The organism is Stenotrophomonas sp. YJH_SMC_33, assembly GCF_059372295.1.
Window position 1 is genome coordinate 284,461 of the sequence record NZ_JCAFVJ010000004.1, and the last position, 15,528, is coordinate 299,988.

General features: G+C 66.8%; 15 protein-coding genes. 4 read left to right on the forward strand and 11 right to left on the reverse strand.

What is annotated here, in order from left to right; genetic code table 11:
* Positions 1-55: 55 nt before the first annotated feature.
* From AC5P9W_RS09645 to AC5P9W_RS09675, 7 genes are all read right to left on the reverse strand, one after another.
* The gene (locus AC5P9W_RS09645; RefSeq protein ID WP_329841928.1) at positions 56-1,510 is read right to left on the reverse strand and encodes a surface lipoprotein assembly modifier; all 1,455 of its coding nucleotides are present in this window, start codon (positions 1,508-1,510) and stop codon (positions 56-58) included.
* A gap of 90 nt (positions 1,511-1,600) precedes the next feature.
* Complete coding sequence (locus AC5P9W_RS09650) at positions 1,601-2,365, reverse strand: Slam-dependent surface lipoprotein (protein ID WP_164143834.1); 765 nt, start codon at positions 2,363-2,365, stop codon at positions 1,601-1,603.
* A gap of 59 nt (positions 2,366-2,424) precedes the next feature.
* A complete protein-coding gene (locus tag AC5P9W_RS09655) occupies positions 2,425-3,180 on the reverse strand; it encodes a Slam-dependent surface lipoprotein (protein ID WP_134958196.1) in 756 nt (251 codons plus the stop codon).
* 27 nt (positions 3,181-3,207) lie between these two features.
* On the reverse strand, positions 3,208-6,327 hold the full coding sequence (locus AC5P9W_RS09660) for a TonB-dependent receptor (protein WP_329841929.1): 3,120 nt from the start codon (positions 6,325-6,327) through the stop codon (positions 3,208-3,210).
* Positions 6,328-6,510: 183 nt separating this feature from the next.
* On the reverse strand, positions 6,511-7,467 hold the full coding sequence (locus tag AC5P9W_RS09665; protein WP_329841930.1) for a FecR family protein: 957 nt from the start codon (positions 7,465-7,467) through the stop codon (positions 6,511-6,513).
* 85 nt (positions 7,468-7,552) lie between these two features.
* Complete coding sequence (locus AC5P9W_RS09670) at positions 7,553-8,053, reverse strand: RNA polymerase sigma factor (protein WP_134735440.1); 501 nt, start codon at positions 8,051-8,053, stop codon at positions 7,553-7,555.
* Positions 8,054-8,206: 153 nt separating this feature from the next.
* On the reverse strand, positions 8,207-9,133 hold the full coding sequence (locus tag AC5P9W_RS09675; protein WP_329841932.1) for a LysR family transcriptional regulator: 927 nt from the start codon (positions 9,131-9,133) through the stop codon (positions 8,207-8,209).
* A gap of 150 nt (positions 9,134-9,283) precedes the next feature.
* On the opposite strand from AC5P9W_RS09675, the gene AC5P9W_RS09680 reads away from it, so the two are divergent.
* The 4 genes from AC5P9W_RS09680 to AC5P9W_RS09695 all read left to right on the forward strand — a co-directional run bounded on the left by AC5P9W_RS09680 (position 9,284) and on the right by AC5P9W_RS09695 (position 12,080).
* Complete coding sequence (locus AC5P9W_RS09680; RefSeq protein WP_329841934.1) at positions 9,284-10,150, forward strand: pirin family protein; 867 nt, start codon at positions 9,284-9,286, stop codon at positions 10,148-10,150.
* A gap of 71 nt (positions 10,151-10,221) precedes the next feature.
* Entirely contained in the window at positions 10,222-10,902 is a 681-nt protein-coding gene (locus tag AC5P9W_RS09685; RefSeq protein WP_329841935.1) for a hydrolase, read from the forward strand.
* Positions 10,903-10,955: 53 nt separating this feature from the next.
* Positions 10,956-11,597 (forward strand): hydrolase, encoded by a 642-nt coding sequence (locus AC5P9W_RS09690; protein ID WP_164143839.1) that lies wholly within the window; start codon positions 10,956-10,958, stop codon positions 11,595-11,597.
* Between the two features lie 84 nt (positions 11,598-11,681).
* Positions 11,682-12,080 (forward strand): OsmC family protein, encoded by a 399-nt coding sequence (locus AC5P9W_RS09695; protein WP_171953008.1) that lies wholly within the window; start codon positions 11,682-11,684, stop codon positions 12,078-12,080.
* A gap of 110 nt (positions 12,081-12,190) precedes the next feature.
* Here AC5P9W_RS09695 and AC5P9W_RS09700 read toward each other — a convergent pair whose 3' ends face one another.
* The 4 genes from AC5P9W_RS09700 to AC5P9W_RS09715 form a co-directional block, all read right to left on the reverse strand.
* Positions 12,191-12,520, reverse strand: coding sequence for a hypothetical protein (locus AC5P9W_RS09700; protein WP_134735435.1), 330 nt, complete (start codon positions 12,518-12,520; stop codon positions 12,191-12,193).
* 97 nt (positions 12,521-12,617) lie between these two features.
* Positions 12,618-14,363, reverse strand: a complete 1,746-nt coding sequence (locus tag AC5P9W_RS09705; protein WP_495219130.1) for a putative porin — start codon at positions 14,361-14,363, stop codon at positions 12,618-12,620.
* A 42-nt stretch (positions 14,364-14,405) separates the two neighbouring features.
* Positions 14,406-15,071, reverse strand: a complete 666-nt coding sequence (gene tolA / locus AC5P9W_RS09710; protein WP_134735433.1) for a cell envelope integrity protein TolA — start codon at positions 15,069-15,071, stop codon at positions 14,406-14,408.
* 39 nt (positions 15,072-15,110) lie between these two features.
* The gene (locus tag AC5P9W_RS09715; protein WP_329841939.1) at positions 15,111-15,524 is read right to left on the reverse strand and encodes an ExbD/TolR family protein; all 414 of its coding nucleotides are present in this window, start codon (positions 15,522-15,524) and stop codon (positions 15,111-15,113) included.
* Between the last annotated feature and the right edge of the window lie 4 nt (positions 15,525-15,528).

Consider the following 15,528-nt stretch of genomic DNA (forward strand, 5'->3'; position numbering starts at 1 on the left):
TGATGGATGAAGGTCGCGGCCACGGCGCGTTCACCGCGGCATTGCAACGCCGCGTTCAGAAGGCCCGTTCCCACTTCAGGCTGAGCAGGCTGCGGTCGTGGCTGTACAGCCAGCCGACGTTGCTGTCGATGCGCGCGTAGCGCAGGCTCAGGCTGGGTACCAGCCCGGCCACGGCCAAGCGCTCGCTGCGCACGATGGCGATCAGGTTCTGTTCGTCGTCCTGCCTGCGCGCCTCCAGCAACGGACTCCAGGTGTCGTAGTCGCGCTGGCGCAGCGACACGAATACGGTGGCCGTGGTGCCACTCCACTGCCGCGCCGCGCCCAGCCGCAGGCCGCGCTGGCGGTAGCCGTTGGCCGGGTCGGCTGCGCTGCTGTCGGTGACATCCAGCCCCGCGAAGACCGTCCAGCGTGGATTGAGCGCGCGGAACCAGGTGGCGTACAGCGATGCCAGCTCGCCGTCGTAGTTGCTGGCAAGGCCCTGCTGGCGATAGCGCTGGCGCTTCCAGTCAGCCTCCAGCTTGAGCAGGCTGCGTGCATCCAGGGCGTACTGCCATTCCGCGTGCACGCCGCTGCCGCCCTGCAGCGCATGGTTGCCCAGGGCCTGGTAGTCATGGCTGGGGGCGAGCATCACGGTCTGCCGTGCACTACGCCAGCTGTAACCCGCCTGCACGTTGGCATTGAGCTCGTTGTACGCACTGTGCCCGCGCCATGCCTGGCCGAAGGCGAGACCGCGCACGTACAGCCCATGATGCCCGCCGAGCACCCAGCGCCGTTCCAGGCTGGCGTCGTAGTCGAGGCCCGCCGCGCGCTGGGCGTCCGGCAGTTTCCGTTCGATGATGCAGGCGTCGCCCACGCCGAACAGGCAGGTGCGACTGGCCGAACTGCGGTTGATGTTGTCACTCCATGCCGGGCCGGCGGACAACGCGCCTTTCCAACGCTGGCGCGCCTGCAGGGCACTCAGGTAACCGTCCACGCGCGCGCGGACGCCGGCCGTGGCCGGATCATCGGCATTGATGCCTGCAGCGATGGCTGTGAACAGCGCGGCCGCATCGCGATCGCGCTGGTCTTCCGCATAGACACGTGCCAGCTCGAGGCGGGCCGGCAGGAAATCCGGCTGCGCCGCCAGCAGCGCTTCGTACTCCATCGCCGCGCGACGATGGTTGCCGGCCACCCGTGCCAGCGCTCCCTGCGCATGGTGGCGCAGCAGGGGGTCATGCCCAGGCAGTTCGATGTACTCGTCGAGAAACGCAGCGGCGGCCTGCCATTGCTGATGCTGCAGAGACAGGTAGAGAGCCTGGCCCAGATCATCGACGGTGCGCTCCACGCGCAGCGTCTGGCCGTCGATGGTGATGGTTGGCCGCTCCGACTCGGCCTGCTGCAGGCGCTGCTGGTCCTGCTGCTGGTGGCGCAGCTCAGTGCCCTGTTCAAGCACACGACGAAGATCGTCCTGCTGGGCGCGCACCTCGGTGGCAGCCAACAGCAGTACGACAAGGAAGATGGAATGGCGCATGGTCGATCCGTGGTGGTGCATGCAGCGGGCCGAAGCAGGGACTGGCGGATCGCGGCTTGTCCCTGCCCTGCCCCATCAGGGGCGTGGCGATCAGTTCTTGCTGCCGCCGAAGGCGGTGTCGTACTGGCTGTTGCCGCTGAAGGTGGCGATACCGGCCAGGGTGGCCGCGTTGGCGCCGAAGAACTGGCCCTGGGTGCTGCCGGCAACGCTGCCGTTGGCGGTGGCGGTGCCGGCGAACGAGGCGTTGGCGCTGTTGATGTTGGCGTTGACGTTGATCGACAGGCCGCCACCGCTCAGGCCACCGAGCAGGGTGCCATTGCCGAAGTTGGCGCGGAACGTACCCGACAGCAGGTTGCTGCCATTGAACTTGTTCAGGCCTGCCACGCTGTAGGTGGCCACGCCGGCCGGCAGCGTGGTGCCGGCACGGTCACCGACGAAATAGACCTGGCGGTTGTTGAAGCCACCAGCGGCGCCATCCTTGGACCACTCGCCGAACCACACATCGCCGCTGCCGACCTTGACGAAGTTGAAGTGGCCCATGCCGGAATGGCTGCCCGGGGTACCGGTGATCGGCATGGCCAGTGTGCGTACGGTGACACCATTGACGGTGGTCGGGGCCGAGTAGGCCGCCAGGCCCTGGAAATCGACCGGCTTGGCATTGGACACGGTGCCAACGCCGATACCGGCCTTGCCGGCCGAGTGCGGGCCGCCGTTGACTTCCGACGCACCCACCTTGACGTACAACTGCGCATCGGTCGCCGGGCTGGCAGCGCCGACGATGTCGGCCGCCTGCGCAGTGCCGGCCAGGGCCAGTGCAGCGGCGACGGCCAACAGGGAACGGTTGATCATTTTCATGGTATTGCTCCTTGGGTTGAGGGAACTACGGGTACAACACAAAAAGGAACGGCGGCGGATCAGTTGCGCTGACCGCCGAAGGACGTATCGAACTGGCTGTTGCCGGCAAAGGTTGCGATGCCGGTCACCGCACTGGCACCGGCGCCGAAGAACTGGCCGCTGCTGGTACCGATGATCGAACCATTGGCGATGGCCGAACCGCTGAACGCACCGGTGGCGCGATCCAGCGTGCCGCTCGCGGCGAGCCTGTATCCGGTCCCGACCAGGCCGGCGGTGACGGTGCCGGTATCGAAATTCGCCCGCAGTGCGCCTTCCAGCACGCCGCTGCCATCAAAGCGGTTGATGCCAGCCAAGGTGTAGGTCACGATGCCTGCTGGCAGCGAAGTACCGGCACGGTCACCGACGAAGAACACCTGGCGGTGATTGAAGCCCGCCTGCGCGCCGCTGGATGACCATTCACCGAACCAGACATCTGCATTGCCCACCTGCACGAAGCTGAAGTGGCCCACGCCAGCGGTGGCGAACGGCAGGCCTGCGTCCGGGCCCAGCGTGCGGACCGTGGTTGCGCCACGCACCACCGTGGTGGCGTAGGGCGCCAGGCTGGCCACGTCCACTCGCGCCGCGTTGGCATACGGCCCCAACGAAATGCCTGCGCGACCGGAACGGTGCGGACCGGCATTGAGTGTCGATTCGCCTGCGTTGATGTAATGGACGCCGTCCTGGGCCGGGCTCTGCCCGCCAGCGATGTCGGCAGCCATGACCGGCATGGAAGCCAGCAGGCCGATCGAAAGTACAAGGGTGCGGGGCTGTTTCACGGTTGATTCTCCCTGTCGAATACGGACTCAGAAGCGTGCGGTGATGCCAAGCTTGATCGTGCGGCCCGGTGCTGGAAGCGTTGAGCGTGTTGCCGGGTCGACGTAATAGCGGTTGCCGAGATTGCTGCCGACCAGCTCGACGCTGGCGTGCTGGTTGAAACGCCAGCGGGCGTAGGCATCCACCGTGGTGATGTTTCCCCAGGTGAAGGGCACGTTCTGCCAGAGCAGGCTGCTGCCCCCGGCGATCAGGCGGTCGCGGTAGGCCTGCAGGTCCGGATTGTCGTGCCGCTGGTAGTGCACGATGCGGCTGCCCAGCTCCAGGCGCTCATCGAACAGGCGGGTGCCGAGTGACCAGTTCACCGACAGCTTCGGCGTGGCCTGGGTCAGCAGATAGCCGCTGACGAAGCCATCCTGGACGCAGTTGGGCACCCGCCCCTGGTCCGCATCCAGCCGTACCGCCGAGCTTTCATCGCAGACTTCGTTTTCAAGGATGCGGCTGATGCCCAGATCGGTGAAGAAGCGCCGGTTGTCGAAGCGCGCCTGCAGCTCGATGCCGCGGATGGTCTGCTTGTCGATGTTGTCGAACATGAAGTACGCATCACGCTCGATGACATTGCGGGTCTTGTGCACGTAGTAGGCCAGCTTGACGTCGGCATCGGCGGTGTTGCCGAACAGCCCGGAAAGGTTGTGCACGTACCCCAGCTCGTAGTTGTAGGCATGCTCCGGCTTGAGTGGATACAGCGGATTGAGGCTGCTGGAGAACGCAATGGTGCTTTCGAACATGCTGGGGAAGCGCACCGCCTCGCTGTAGCGCAGATAGGCACGAGCGGCCGGCGAGAAACGCACCGTCGCCGAGAACGTCGGCAACCAGGCGTGATCGCGGTGCCGTTCGTTGCGCCCGGCCACCGACTGCATCGCCCCGCCCCCGATCCTGCAGCGGATGTCGGTGCCGAGGACCATCGGCAGCAGCCCGGGGATGGCGGCGACCTGGCCGTTGAGGCAGGGATTGGTGGCTCGGCTGTAGTTACCGTTTGCATCGGGCAACCAGGGAATGCCGTGCTGGACCTCCCTGGGTGTCTCGTACTTGCGCAGCAGGTCGGCCAGCGACTGATCGACGATCCAGCCCATGCCGATGCTGTCCCAGAATTCCCGCTCACTCTCGAGTGCGTCGATCTCGCCCTGCAGGCTGTCCGGCCGCGGCGGCAGTTCATTCACCCGGTACTGCGCTTCGCGCGGCACGATCGAGGTCGTCTGCAGTTCCGGGTGGGCCTGCAGGAAGTCGTCGAACGCCCAGTAACGGCTGTAACGCACGCCGGCATTGAGGGTCAGAAAGTCGACCGGACGCCATTCCAGAGTGAGGTAGCCCTCGCCCTCCTGGCGACGGCCGGCACGCGGGTACATGCGCCAGCCGTCGGACGGGCCGAAATACGGGTCGCGCGAGCCGAGCTTTTCGTATTGCCAGTTGCCACCCACGGTCAGGTCGAGGGTGGAATGCAGCGCGAAGCGGTTGCTCAGGGTCAGACCGGTGCGGTCGTTGCGCGCATTGGCCAACGCGGTGTTGCGCAGGATCGGGCTGGCGTCCGGGTTCCATGCCGGGTTGCCTGGCGCGAAGTTCGGGAAGCCGCCTGCAGTGTAGGTATCGCTGTCTGTCTCCGTGCGCCACAGGTTGACGTAGAGGTCCAGCCAGCGGCTGCCGGCCGGCTGGAAGCGGTACTCCAGGTTCCAGGCATCGGACGCAACCCGGCTGAGCGGCCACTGGATGCGCCCATAGTCCGGTGCCGACAGGATGCGCGACGGCATGATCTCGCCATAGTGCGACAGCGTTCGCCGCCAGGTCGCCTTCAACCGCTGGTCATCGTTGATCTGCCAGCTGCCCTTGACCAGCCAGGACTCCTGTTCGCTGGAAGTATTGGGCACTTCATCGCCGGGCTTGAAGTAGCGCGCCAGCGTGGTGATGTAGTCGATGCCCTGGTACTCGAACTGCTCGCGCCGGTCCTGGTCGTAGTAGGCGCTACCGTTGGACCCGGAGAAGTAGTTGCCGCGCTTGCGCCAGGCATAGGCGGCCATCAGGTCGACGTTGTCGCCACGCACGCCCAGCGCCAGGCGCCAGGCCTGGTCCTCGCCATCGAAGGGGTTGTTGCCACTGCGCGACTTCACCGGCACCACCAGGGTGCGGTCGTCGTAGGGCGAGTTCGGCGAGCCCTGCGGGAACCCCGGCACGGTGCGGTAATCCTCGCCGGTGTGCAGCCGCGGCAGGCGTGGCGCCACCGCATTGCTGCTGCCTTCGATCTTCAGCTCCCCGCCGAAGCGCTCACCCGTTTCCACGATGTCATCGACGTCGATGGTCTTGATCACCAGCGCGCCACCGATCCCGCTGTGCACATCGCGCACCAGCCCTGGCCCCTTGATGACCTGGATGCCACCCATCAGGTTGGGATCAATGTAATTGCGGTTGCTGACGCCGTTGTAGCCGCGCCAGACCGTGAGCGCCTGTTCGCCACCGTCGATGCTGACCGGCACCCGCCCCGGGCCCTGGATGCCGCGGATGTTGATGTCCAGTGCGCCGCTGTTGCGCGCATCGCCACTGAACACACCGACCAGATCCTTGACCACGTCGGCCGGGTTGGAGCCGCGGTAGCGCTCCACCCGGTCGCGCCCCGAATACGCCGTGGTCAGGTCCAGCGCGAACACATCATCGTAGCCGCGCCGATCACGCGCCTCGCCCCCTTCCGACTGCAGGCGACCGGCCACGTCCAGAGTCTCGGTTACCCGCACCCCTTCCCCTTCACCCGCCTCCACTGCGGCCCGCAGGCTCCAGGTGCCGTCCATGCCGCGCTGTGCGCGCACGCCACTCCCGCGCAACAGCTGCTGCAGCGCCTGCATCTGGCTGTACTCGCCTTTCACCGCACTGGAGCGGCGGCCCTCCACCAGGTCACTGCGGAACACCACCTGCACATCGGCCTGGCGGCCAAAGGCACGCACAGCGTCGGCCAGGGGCTGTTCCGGAATCGTGTACTGGCGCAACGGCGCGACGACCGCCGGTTGCGCCTGCACGGCCGGCACCCAGGCCAGCGGCAGCAATGCGGTGGAGATGGCAAGAGCCAGGACGGTGGCGCGACGATGACAGGCGGATGCCGTGGACGGCATGGACAGGAACTCCTCAAGCGTGGCGGAACCACGGGCACATCCGGTGCCGGTGGCATGTCTGGCTTGAGGAGAAACGGTGTTTCGCTCTGGCTATACCTCTATAGACAGGGCGATGTGGCGATTGCCCACGTTTTTTTCATGTTTTTTTTTATGCGACCGGTTCATCCGGGCATTGCGCGAGCCTCACCACACCACCAGCGCGCCGCCGGGCAAGCGCTGCACACGCAGCCCTGCCTGCGCGGCCACCGCATCGATGGCGGCCTCCGGTTGCTGCAGATGGAACAGACCACTGACCCGTAAGTCCGCGCCCTGCCCGCCCAGTACCCAGACCGGTGCACGACGGTAGCGCGCGAGATCAGCGATGGCCTGCGCGGCCGGCTGATCGTCGATCACTACCTCGCCACGCCGCCACGGCGCCATCGTCTCGAGATCTTCCAGCTGCACCGGCCGCAGCCAGCGACCGTCACGGAACACCCGTGCCTGCCCGGCATGAAGGCGCTGCACGCTGCCATCGCCCGGGCGCACATCGACCACGCCCTCGCTGACCTGAGTCACGACCGTGGTGTCCCGCATCGACACGCTGAAGGCGGTGCCGATGTCACGGATCTGGCCACCGCCGGCCTCGACCTGGAACGGTCGCTGTTCATGCACCACCTGGAACCAGGCCTGGCCGCGCAGCAGGCGCAGGTGCCGCCGCTGACCATCGAACTCAACCGCCAATGCGGTGCCCGCATCGAGTACGGCGGTGCTGCCGTCCTCCAGGTGCACCACGCGCGGTGCATCGCTGCTGCGCAGGTCACTGCGTGCCAGCAGCAACGCCTGCGGTGCGGCCGCGACCACCAGTACCACGGCGGCGGCACTGGCCAACAGCCACGGCAGGCGGCGGCGCGGTGCGATCGGGCGCAACCCTTCGCGATCAGCCGTCAGCCCAGGCAGCGCGGCCAGCACCTCCGGCCCGGCGGCATCCAAGCCTTGCCAGAAGGCCTGCTGCTGGCGCCAGGCCAGCGCATGGCAAGGGTCGGCCTGCAGCCAGCGCTGCAGGGTTCGTTGCTGACGTTCCGGCAGCGGGCCTGCACTGCACCGGATCACCCAGCGCAACGCCTGTCTGGCCTGACGCGGCGAGGGTTCGGACGTGGTCATGGTTGTGGCCTGCCGCACCACGAACGGGTGCGCCTTCCTGTTGTGACAACGGCGGGCGCGATCTGCCCACGGCAATCGCAGCTCATCAATGCACTCCCTGCTGATGCTGCTGGATCAACAGCGCCGCGCGCAGCACATTCTTGCCGACCAGGCTCTTGGAAATACCCAGCCTGGCGGCGATCTCGCGCTCGCTCAGGCCCAGGTAGCGGTTGAGCACGAAGCACTCACGCACCTGGGCCGGCAGCGCGAGGATGGTCTGGGTGATCTCGCGCAGCTGCGCCTGGTCCAGCGCCTGCGCCTCGCCATCGCGGCTGGCCTCGGCCATGTCGAGGGCGTACTCGGCCATCGCACGCCGCTCGCGGGCGTCGGACTGGCTGCGGTTGAGCGCGTGGTGGTAGGCCATCCGGTACAGATAGCCGCGCGGCTCGAGGATGGGCGGATCGCCGGGCACGCTGCTGGCCTTCAGGTACAGGTTCTGCAGGGTGTCCTCGGTACTGGCCGGGTCGAGATAGCGCGCGATGAAGCGAGACAACGCACGGCGCTCGCGGATCAGCAGCTCGACCAGCGCCAGGGCATTGGGAGACATAGGTGCCAAGGCCGGACCGGGGAATGATGGGCGTGATGGCGACGGTCCGGACGTGGATTGTGGGCTGCGCAGCCGCAGGCGGCAAGCCGCACCCCAAACCATCATCCACGCATGGCAGGTTCAGTAGATCCACGCCATGCGTGGATGGAAGACCTAGGGCTCGTCCAACGCATCGAAACGCTCGGCGAGGTAGTCGATCAACGCACGCACCGCTGGCAGCAGCCCCCGCCGCGACGGGAACACCGCATGCACGATGCCGTGCCTCGGCACCCACTCCTGCAGCACCGGCACCAGCGCGCCACTGGCCAACTCATCGGTGATCATCATCCGCGGCAGCATCAGCAGGCCCACCCCGGCCACCGCGGCGGTGCGCAGCGCGATCATGTCATCGCTGACCAGCCGCGGGCGATGGTGCACGCTGGCCAGCACATCGTCCGGCCCGGTGTATTCCCAGACATGCTGCTGGCTGGGCGATGCCAGATCGACGGTCGGCATCATCGCCAGATCGGCCGGCACCTGCGGCGCGCCCAGACGCTGCAACAGCGCCGGGCTGGCACTGGTGCACCAGACCCGGCGCGCCAGCACGCGTACCACCAGGTCACTGTCCTCCAGCGGCGGCGGTCGCACGCGGATCGCCACGTCCACACCCTCGCCCACCACGTCGACGCGCCGGTTGGTGGCCTCCAGCTGCACCGTGACCTGCGGGTGCAGGGCGAGGAAATCGGCCAACATCGTGCCGATGCGTGCATGCAGGATCGCGATCGGGCACGCCAGGCGGATCGTGCCGCGCGGCTCGGCGCGTGACATCGCAATGGCTTCTTCGGCCGCTTCGGCCTCGACCAGCATGGCCTTGCAATGGCGGTAATAGTCCTGGCCGACGTCAGTGACCGAGAAGCGTCGCGTCGAACGCTGGATCAGGCGCACGCCCAACCGTTCTTCCAGCAGCGCGATGCGCCGGCTCAGTTTCGACTTCGGCATGGCCAGCGCCCGGCCGGCCTGCGAGAAGCCGCCGTGCTCGACCACCCTGGCGAAGTAGAACAGATCGTTGAGGTCACAACGGCGGATATCTGCGATGAACACGGGACGATCTCCTGCGGCTCATGGCCTGCGACCATTGTTCCCCAGATAGGACTATGACGGCAAATATTGGCGTCTACTGGCCCCATTGTCGCGGCGATATCGTCTTCGCAACGAACAACAGCGGCCGGCAGCCCCGGCCAGGAGATCGCCATGAAGCGTGTCACCGGTACCTACAGCGCCCCCCGCCCGCACTGGGTGGGCGACGGATTCCCCGCCCGTTCGATGTTTTCCTACAACACCCACGGCCAGCACCTGAGCCCGTTCCTGCTGCTGGACTATGCCGGCCCCTACACCTTCGCTCCCAGCGATACCCCGCGTGGCGTTGGCCAGCATCCGCATCGCGGTTTCGAGACCGTCACCATCGTCTATGAAGGTGAGGTCGCCCACCGCGATTCAACCGGGGCCGGCGGCACCATCGGCCCGGGTGACGTGCAGTGGATGACCGCTGCCTCCGGCATCCTCCACGAGGAATTCCACACGCCGGAATTCAGCAAACGCGGCGGCACGCTGGACATGGTCCAGCTGTGGGTGAACCTGCCGGCACGCGACAAGATGGGGTTACCGGGCTACCAGACCCTGCTCGACGCACAGATTCCCTCGGTGGATCTGCCCGATGGCGCCGGCCGCGTGCGTGTCATCGCCGGCCGCTTCGACGGTCATGCCGGCCCGGCGCGTACCCACACGCCGATGGATGTCTGGGACATCCGCCTGCGGCAGGGCCACCACGCCGAACTGCCGGTGGCCGATGGCTGCACGCTGGCGCTGGTGGTGCTGAAGGGCTCGGTGCGGATCAACGGCGGCCAGCCGGTCGGCGAGGCACAGCTGGTCACCTTCGACCGCAGCGGCGAGGACGTGTTCGTCGACGCCGACAGCGACGCCACCGTGCTGCTGCTCAGCGGTGAACCGATCGACGAGCCGGTGGTGGGCTATGGCCCGTTCGTGATGAACAGCCAGGCCGAGATCGCGCAGGCGGTCAACGACTTCAACAGCGGCCGCTTCGGCCAGATCGCGCACTGATCGTTTTAATGCTGCGGTATTGGCCCGCCGCACCTTCCGGGCTATCGCCCACCTTCTCCAGGAGACTGACCATGAGTACCCCCGCCAACTTCAACGGTGCCCGCCCGGTGATCGATCCGGACAACGCCGCGATGCTGCTGATCGACCATCAGAGCGGCCTGTTCCAGACCATCGGTGACATGCCGTTCACCAGCGTGCGCGCCCACGCCACCGCACTGGCCAGGATGGCCACGCTGGCAAAGATGCCGGTGATCACCACCGCCTCTGTTCCGCAGGGCCCGAACGGCCCGCTGATCCCGGAGATCCACGACGCAGCCCCGCATGCCCAGTACGTGGCACGCAAGGGTGAGATCAACGCTTGGGACAACCCGGAATTCGTTGCCGCAGTGAAGGCCACCGGCCGCAAGCAGCTGATCATTGCCGGCACCATCACCAGCGTGTGCATGGCCTTCCCGTCAATCGCCGCCGTTGCCGATGGCTACCAGGTGTTCGCAGTCATCGACGCGTCCGGCACCTATTCGAAGATGGCCGAGGAGATCACCCTGGCCCGTGTGCTGCAGGCCGGCGTGGTACCGATGGACACCGCCGCGGTAGCCTCGGAGATCCAGCGCACCTGGAACCGCGACGATGCCCAGCAGTGGGCCGAGGTCTACACGAAGATCTTCCCGAACTACCAGTTGCTGATCGAAAGCTACCTGAAGGCGCAGGAGGTGCAGAAGAGCCACGAACCGTTGGATTCTCAACGCAGCTGAGCTGTCCCGGTGCCGGCCGACCGCCGGCACTTCCCCGAACCAGGAGACCCATCATGTCCAGTGAACCGATCCGCGACCCGGTCAGCGACCACCTGCTGACCCCGCAGAATTCCGCCTTCATCATCATCGACTACCAGCCGGTGCAGGTGAACTCCATCGCCTCGATGGACCGCCAGCTGCTGGTCAACAACATCGTCGGCACCGCCAAGGCCGCAGTGGCCTACGGCCTGCCGATCGTGCATTCGACGGTCAACGTCAAGACCGGCCTGAACAAGCCGCCGATTCCGCAGCTGCGCAAGGTGCTGGGCGACTACCCTACCTACGATCGCACCACCATCAATTCCTGGGAGGACGTCGAGTTCCGCAAGGCGGTGGAAGCCACCGGCCGCCGCAAGCTGATCATGACTGCGCTGTGGACCGAGGCCTGCCTGACTTTCCCGGCTCTGGATGCGTTGAAGGAGGGCTATGAGGTGTATGTGGTGGCCGATGCCGTCGGCGGTACCTCGCTGGCCGCGCATGATGCCGCGTTGCGCCGCATCGAACAGGCCGGTGGCCAGCTGATCAGCGTGCCGCAGCTGTTCTGCGAGCTGCAGCGCGACTGGGCACGTTCGGAAACGGTGCCGGCCTTCATGAACCTCTTCATTGAAACCGGCGGTACGGCGGGCATCCAGTTCTCGTACGATCGTACCGAGTGATTGCGTGGCGGCGCCGCCCCTGGCTGGCGCCGCCCTTGGGAACGGTCGAGCATGGCTCGACGCTATAGACAGATGGAGAACGTGATGGCCTACGCACGCATTGTTTCGACCGCCGACAACTACCTGCACCACATCAGCAACGGCACATTCGATGTGGATGCGGACGAGCCTGCCCAGCTGGGCGGCCAGGGCAAGGGCTTCGCACCGTTCGACCTGTACCTGGCCTCGCTGGCGGCCTGCACCGCCATCACCCTGCGCATGTATGCGCAGCGCAAGGGCTGGGAACTGGGCGAATTCCATGCCGAGCTGCGCTCGGAACGTGACGCGGATGGTCGCTTCCATGTGCACCGCGTGCTGCATGCCAGCGCCGCGCTGAGCGATGCGCAGTGGCAGCGGTTGCTGGAGGTGGTGGAAAAGACCCCGGTGACCCTGGTGATGCGCGAAGGTGCACGCATCACCAGTGAGCGTGGGGCTGCAGCGTAGCCCCATCCACGCATGGCGTGGATCTACAGACGACGCTCGCCGGGCATGGCCCGGCGCTACCGGAGCGGCGCGGGGCCATCGGGTAGCGCCGGGCCATGCCCGGCGGCCGCTCAGCGCCGTGAATGCAGCACGGTGCGCTGGCGCATCGCGTTGAATTCCTGCTCCACCTGCTGGATATCCTCGGCCTGGAACCCGGCCGCGTCCAACAGCTGGCCGGCGGCGGCCGCCGCCAGCGGATCGTCGTCACGCTGGCGCCAGCAGCGCGCCGGCAGGAAGTAACCCACTTCGCTGCGCCCGCGCATGATCACCACCGGCCGGCCTGCATACAGCAGGAACTCCGCCAGGTGCTGGCGCAGCCCCTCCACCGAGACATAGGCCGGGCCGATGCCCAGCGATCGGCTGGACGGTTCGGAACTCTCGAACAGCTTGCGACGGCTCATCCACTCCTCCTTATGTGCAGCGCGTGGTCTCCTTTCCTTAGACGGGCGCATCTCTGCGCCCCCGCCACGCACTACGTGATCCACATCACGCCGTCACTCAGAACCCGGTATTGAACTCCAGCTGGAACACATCGATCGACAGTGGAGCACCGGACACTTCCTTGGCCGCCATCCACTTGCCGCTGATCCAGCTGCGCGCGTCCAGCGCGTAGGCACCGCCCACGTAGTAGCCGCGGGCGTTGGTGCCACCGAGGTGGAAGTTCGGGTCGTTGTAGGCATCGGGCAGCGCATCGGCCTCGATGCGCTTGTAGCCCAGCAGCGCCTGCCACTGGCCCTTCTCCTTCAGCTCGGTGGCACCGAAGGTGGCCTGCACCATCCAGGCGGTGTCGCCACTGCGGAAGGTATCGATGCTGGCGGCGCCACCGGCACCGTAGTTGTTGACGATGCCGTTGTTGGCGCGGCTGAACATGGCCTGCTTGTCGTAGGCCAGGTTGCGGATGTAGTCGCCATCCAGGCGCAGGCCGATGCCCTGAGCCAACTGCGTATCCCAGCGCAGGTTGAGCGTGGCCAGGCGGAATGCCGAGGCCAGGCCGACATACTGCGGGGTCGGCGTGTTGGCCGGGTCCAGCGGATTGCGCGCGATGTCGCGGATCAGCATCAGGGTATTGCCCTTCTGCATGAACGCTGGGCGCGACCAGTCGGTATCGCAGCCCACCGCGCCCGCATATAGCGCGCACGGCGAGGACAGGCGGCCGCTGATGTTCTTGAAATCGTAGTAGCCCAGTGCTGCGCGCAGCGCATTGTCGTCGTTGAAGCGCCAGTTCATGCCGACCTGTGCACCGGACAGCCACTTGTTCTCGTTCGGGGTCTTGACCCGGCTCTGGCTGGGCGCGCTGTCGGAGGTGTACTCCAGCGGTACCACCGCCAGGTTGGCGAACAGGCCGAGGTCACCACCGTCAAAGTCATACTGCAGGTTGGCGGCCAGGCCGTCGAAGTTCAGGTCGTTGGAGAACAGCGTATCGCTGGTCCAGAACGGATTGCCGAAGCGGCCGCCGCGCACCGTCACCCAGTCGGCCGGACTGTAGGCCAGCCAGGCCTGGTCCAGCCACACGTCCTTCTTGCTCAGGCCACCGCCCAGCTGCTCGGTGGTCGACACCGGGCCATTGCTGCTGCCGCTGGCCAGGCGCACACCGGCCGTGGTGTGCTGGCCGATGGTCGCCTCGATGCCCAGGCGGGCGCGGATGCGCCAGAGGTTGCGGCGGTCCTGGCGGGTGTTCAGCAGCGGCGGCAGCTGCAGGTTGGTGTTGGTGTTGGTGTCGAAGCCGTTGCCGGAATTGATCGACGACCAGTTGCTCACGATGTCGCTGTTGCGTTCGGAGAAGAAGCGCGACTCGCTGCGCACGCGCATGTCACCGGTGACCTTGATGCGCTTGGTCCACTCAGCCACTTCGTTCGGTGCCGCCCAGCCCTCGGACCTGGCCTGCGCCATCACGTCCTGGCGTACTTCGTCACGGATGCCGTCGCGCACGCTCTGCGGCACGTAGGGCACGCGCACATCGCCGGCCTCCAGGGCCACGCCACCGCTGGCGGCCGAAGGTGCGGTGGTCGTAGTGCGCGATGCGGCCGCTGCTTCAGCCTCGGCCTGCACCAGCAATGCCTGGCCGTCTTCTGGCTTCAGCGCGCCGCTGGCGATCAGGCCCTTGATCAGCTTGACCATGGTGGTTTCTGCGGCCATCGCACCGGCCGGGGCGGCCAGGCTGAGCAGCACGGCGCAGCACAGCAGCGCCCGTCGGGCCGGCCGCGGGCGGCGGGAGTCGGTTCGTGCGCGGACGTGGTCGTTCATCACGGTTCTCATCGAAAGAAGGGAAATCACGGAAGTCGGGAATCAGGCCCCGGGCCGGCGGCCCTGGATCAGCACGCGGGCGGGGAAATCGAGCGACGGCGGCGGTGCCTGGTCGACCTTGCCGATGCGTCGCAGCGCATCGAGCACGGCCGCGTCGGCCTCCTCATTGCCACTGCCACGCACCAGCTCGACCTTTTCCAGGCGGCCATCGTTGGACAGCCACACATTCACCTGCAGCTGGAACGCCAGGCGCTTGACCTTGTCGTCGCGCGAGATCGCCTGCTGCATCAGGTAGCCGAGATAGCGCCCATAGGTGGCATTGCCGGCGCCGCCACGGCCCACGCCGGATGAGCCGCCGCCACTGCCGGACTGGATGCCGAAGTTGTCACCGCCGGCCTGCGCATCAGCATTCATCGTCACCGGGTCGGCGTTGTCCGGCGTTGGCGTTGGCTCTTCAGCCGGCGTTGGTGGATCCAGAGGTTCCGGCTCTGGCATCGCTTCTTCCGGCGGCGTCTCCGGTTCCGGTGGCTTTTCCGGCGGCGGTGGCGGCGGCGGCGGGGGTGGTGGCAGCGCCAGCATCGGCGGCTGCACCACCGGCCGGCGGGTGCTGGCGGTGTCCTTGAACAGCATCCACCACACGGCGATGCCGAGCACCAGCAAAGCGGCCAGCACCAACGCGAAGGTCACCAGCAACTGGCGACCGCGCATGCCGGGCTCCGGCCGAGGGGGTTGATGGGCCGTCATGCCTCAGCCCTGCGCTTTGCCGGTGACCAGGCCGACCTGGGCCAGCTCCAGCCGCCGCAGCAGGTCCAGCACCTCGACCACGCGGGCGTACTGCACCTGCGCGTCACCGCGCACGATCACCGGGAAATCCGGCGTGGTCGCGCGCTCGGTGCGCAGGCGGTCTTCCAGCTCGGCCATCGTCACCGGATAGGCATCCAGGAACACCTGACCACTGGGGTCGATGGTGATCGCCTTGGTCTTCGGCTTCTCCAGCGCGACGCTGTTGCTGGCCTTCGGCAGGTTGACCTCGAGGCCGGGAATGGAGGCGTTGCTGGTCAGGATGAAGATCACCAGCACCACCAGCAGCACGTCGACGAAGGGCGTCACGTTGATGCCCTTCTCGCGCTTCTTGATGCCGAACTTCGCCTTCTGGCCCATGGCG

Excerpts from the sequence above, each read along its gene's own strand:
- tolA (WP_134735433.1), bottom strand. The coding sequence starts at position 15,071 with ATGCGCGGTCGCCAGTTGCTGGTGACCTTCGCGTTGGTGCTGGCCGCT.
- AC5P9W_RS09700 (WP_134735435.1), bottom strand. The coding sequence starts at position 12,520 with ATGAGCCGTCGCAAGCTGTTCGAGAGTTCCGAACCGTCCAGCCGATCG.
- AC5P9W_RS09680 (WP_329841934.1), top strand. The coding sequence starts at position 9,284 with ATGAAGCGTGTCACCGGTACCTACAGCGCCCCCCGCCCGCACTGGGTG.
- AC5P9W_RS09695 (WP_171953008.1), top strand. The coding sequence starts at position 11,682 with ATGGCCTACGCACGCATTGTTTCGACCGCCGACAACTACCTGCACCAC.
- AC5P9W_RS09670 (WP_134735440.1), bottom strand. The coding sequence starts at position 8,053 with ATGTCTCCCAATGCCCTGGCGCTGGTCGAGCTGCTGATCCGCGAGCGC.
- AC5P9W_RS09715 (WP_329841939.1), bottom strand. The coding sequence starts at position 15,524 with ATGGGCCAGAAGGCGAAGTTCGGCATCAAGAAGCGCGAGAAGGGCATC.
- AC5P9W_RS09665 (WP_329841930.1), bottom strand. The coding sequence starts at position 7,467 with ATGACCACGTCCGAACCCTCGCCGCGTCAGGCCAGACAGGCGTTGCGC.
- AC5P9W_RS09650 (WP_164143834.1), bottom strand. The coding sequence starts at position 2,365 with ATGAAAATGATCAACCGTTCCCTGTTGGCCGTCGCCGCTGCACTGGCC.
- AC5P9W_RS09660 (WP_329841929.1), bottom strand. The coding sequence starts at position 6,327 with ATGCCGTCCACGGCATCCGCCTGTCATCGTCGCGCCACCGTCCTGGCT.
- AC5P9W_RS09645 (WP_329841928.1), bottom strand. The coding sequence starts at position 1,510 with ATGCGCCATTCCATCTTCCTTGTCGTACTGCTGTTGGCTGCCACCGAG.
- AC5P9W_RS09685 (WP_329841935.1), top strand. The coding sequence starts at position 10,222 with ATGAGTACCCCCGCCAACTTCAACGGTGCCCGCCCGGTGATCGATCCG.
- AC5P9W_RS09690 (WP_164143839.1), top strand. The coding sequence starts at position 10,956 with ATGTCCAGTGAACCGATCCGCGACCCGGTCAGCGACCACCTGCTGACC.
- AC5P9W_RS09705 (WP_495219130.1), bottom strand. The coding sequence starts at position 14,363 with ATGAACGACCACGTCCGCGCACGAACCGACTCCCGCCGCCCGCGGCCG.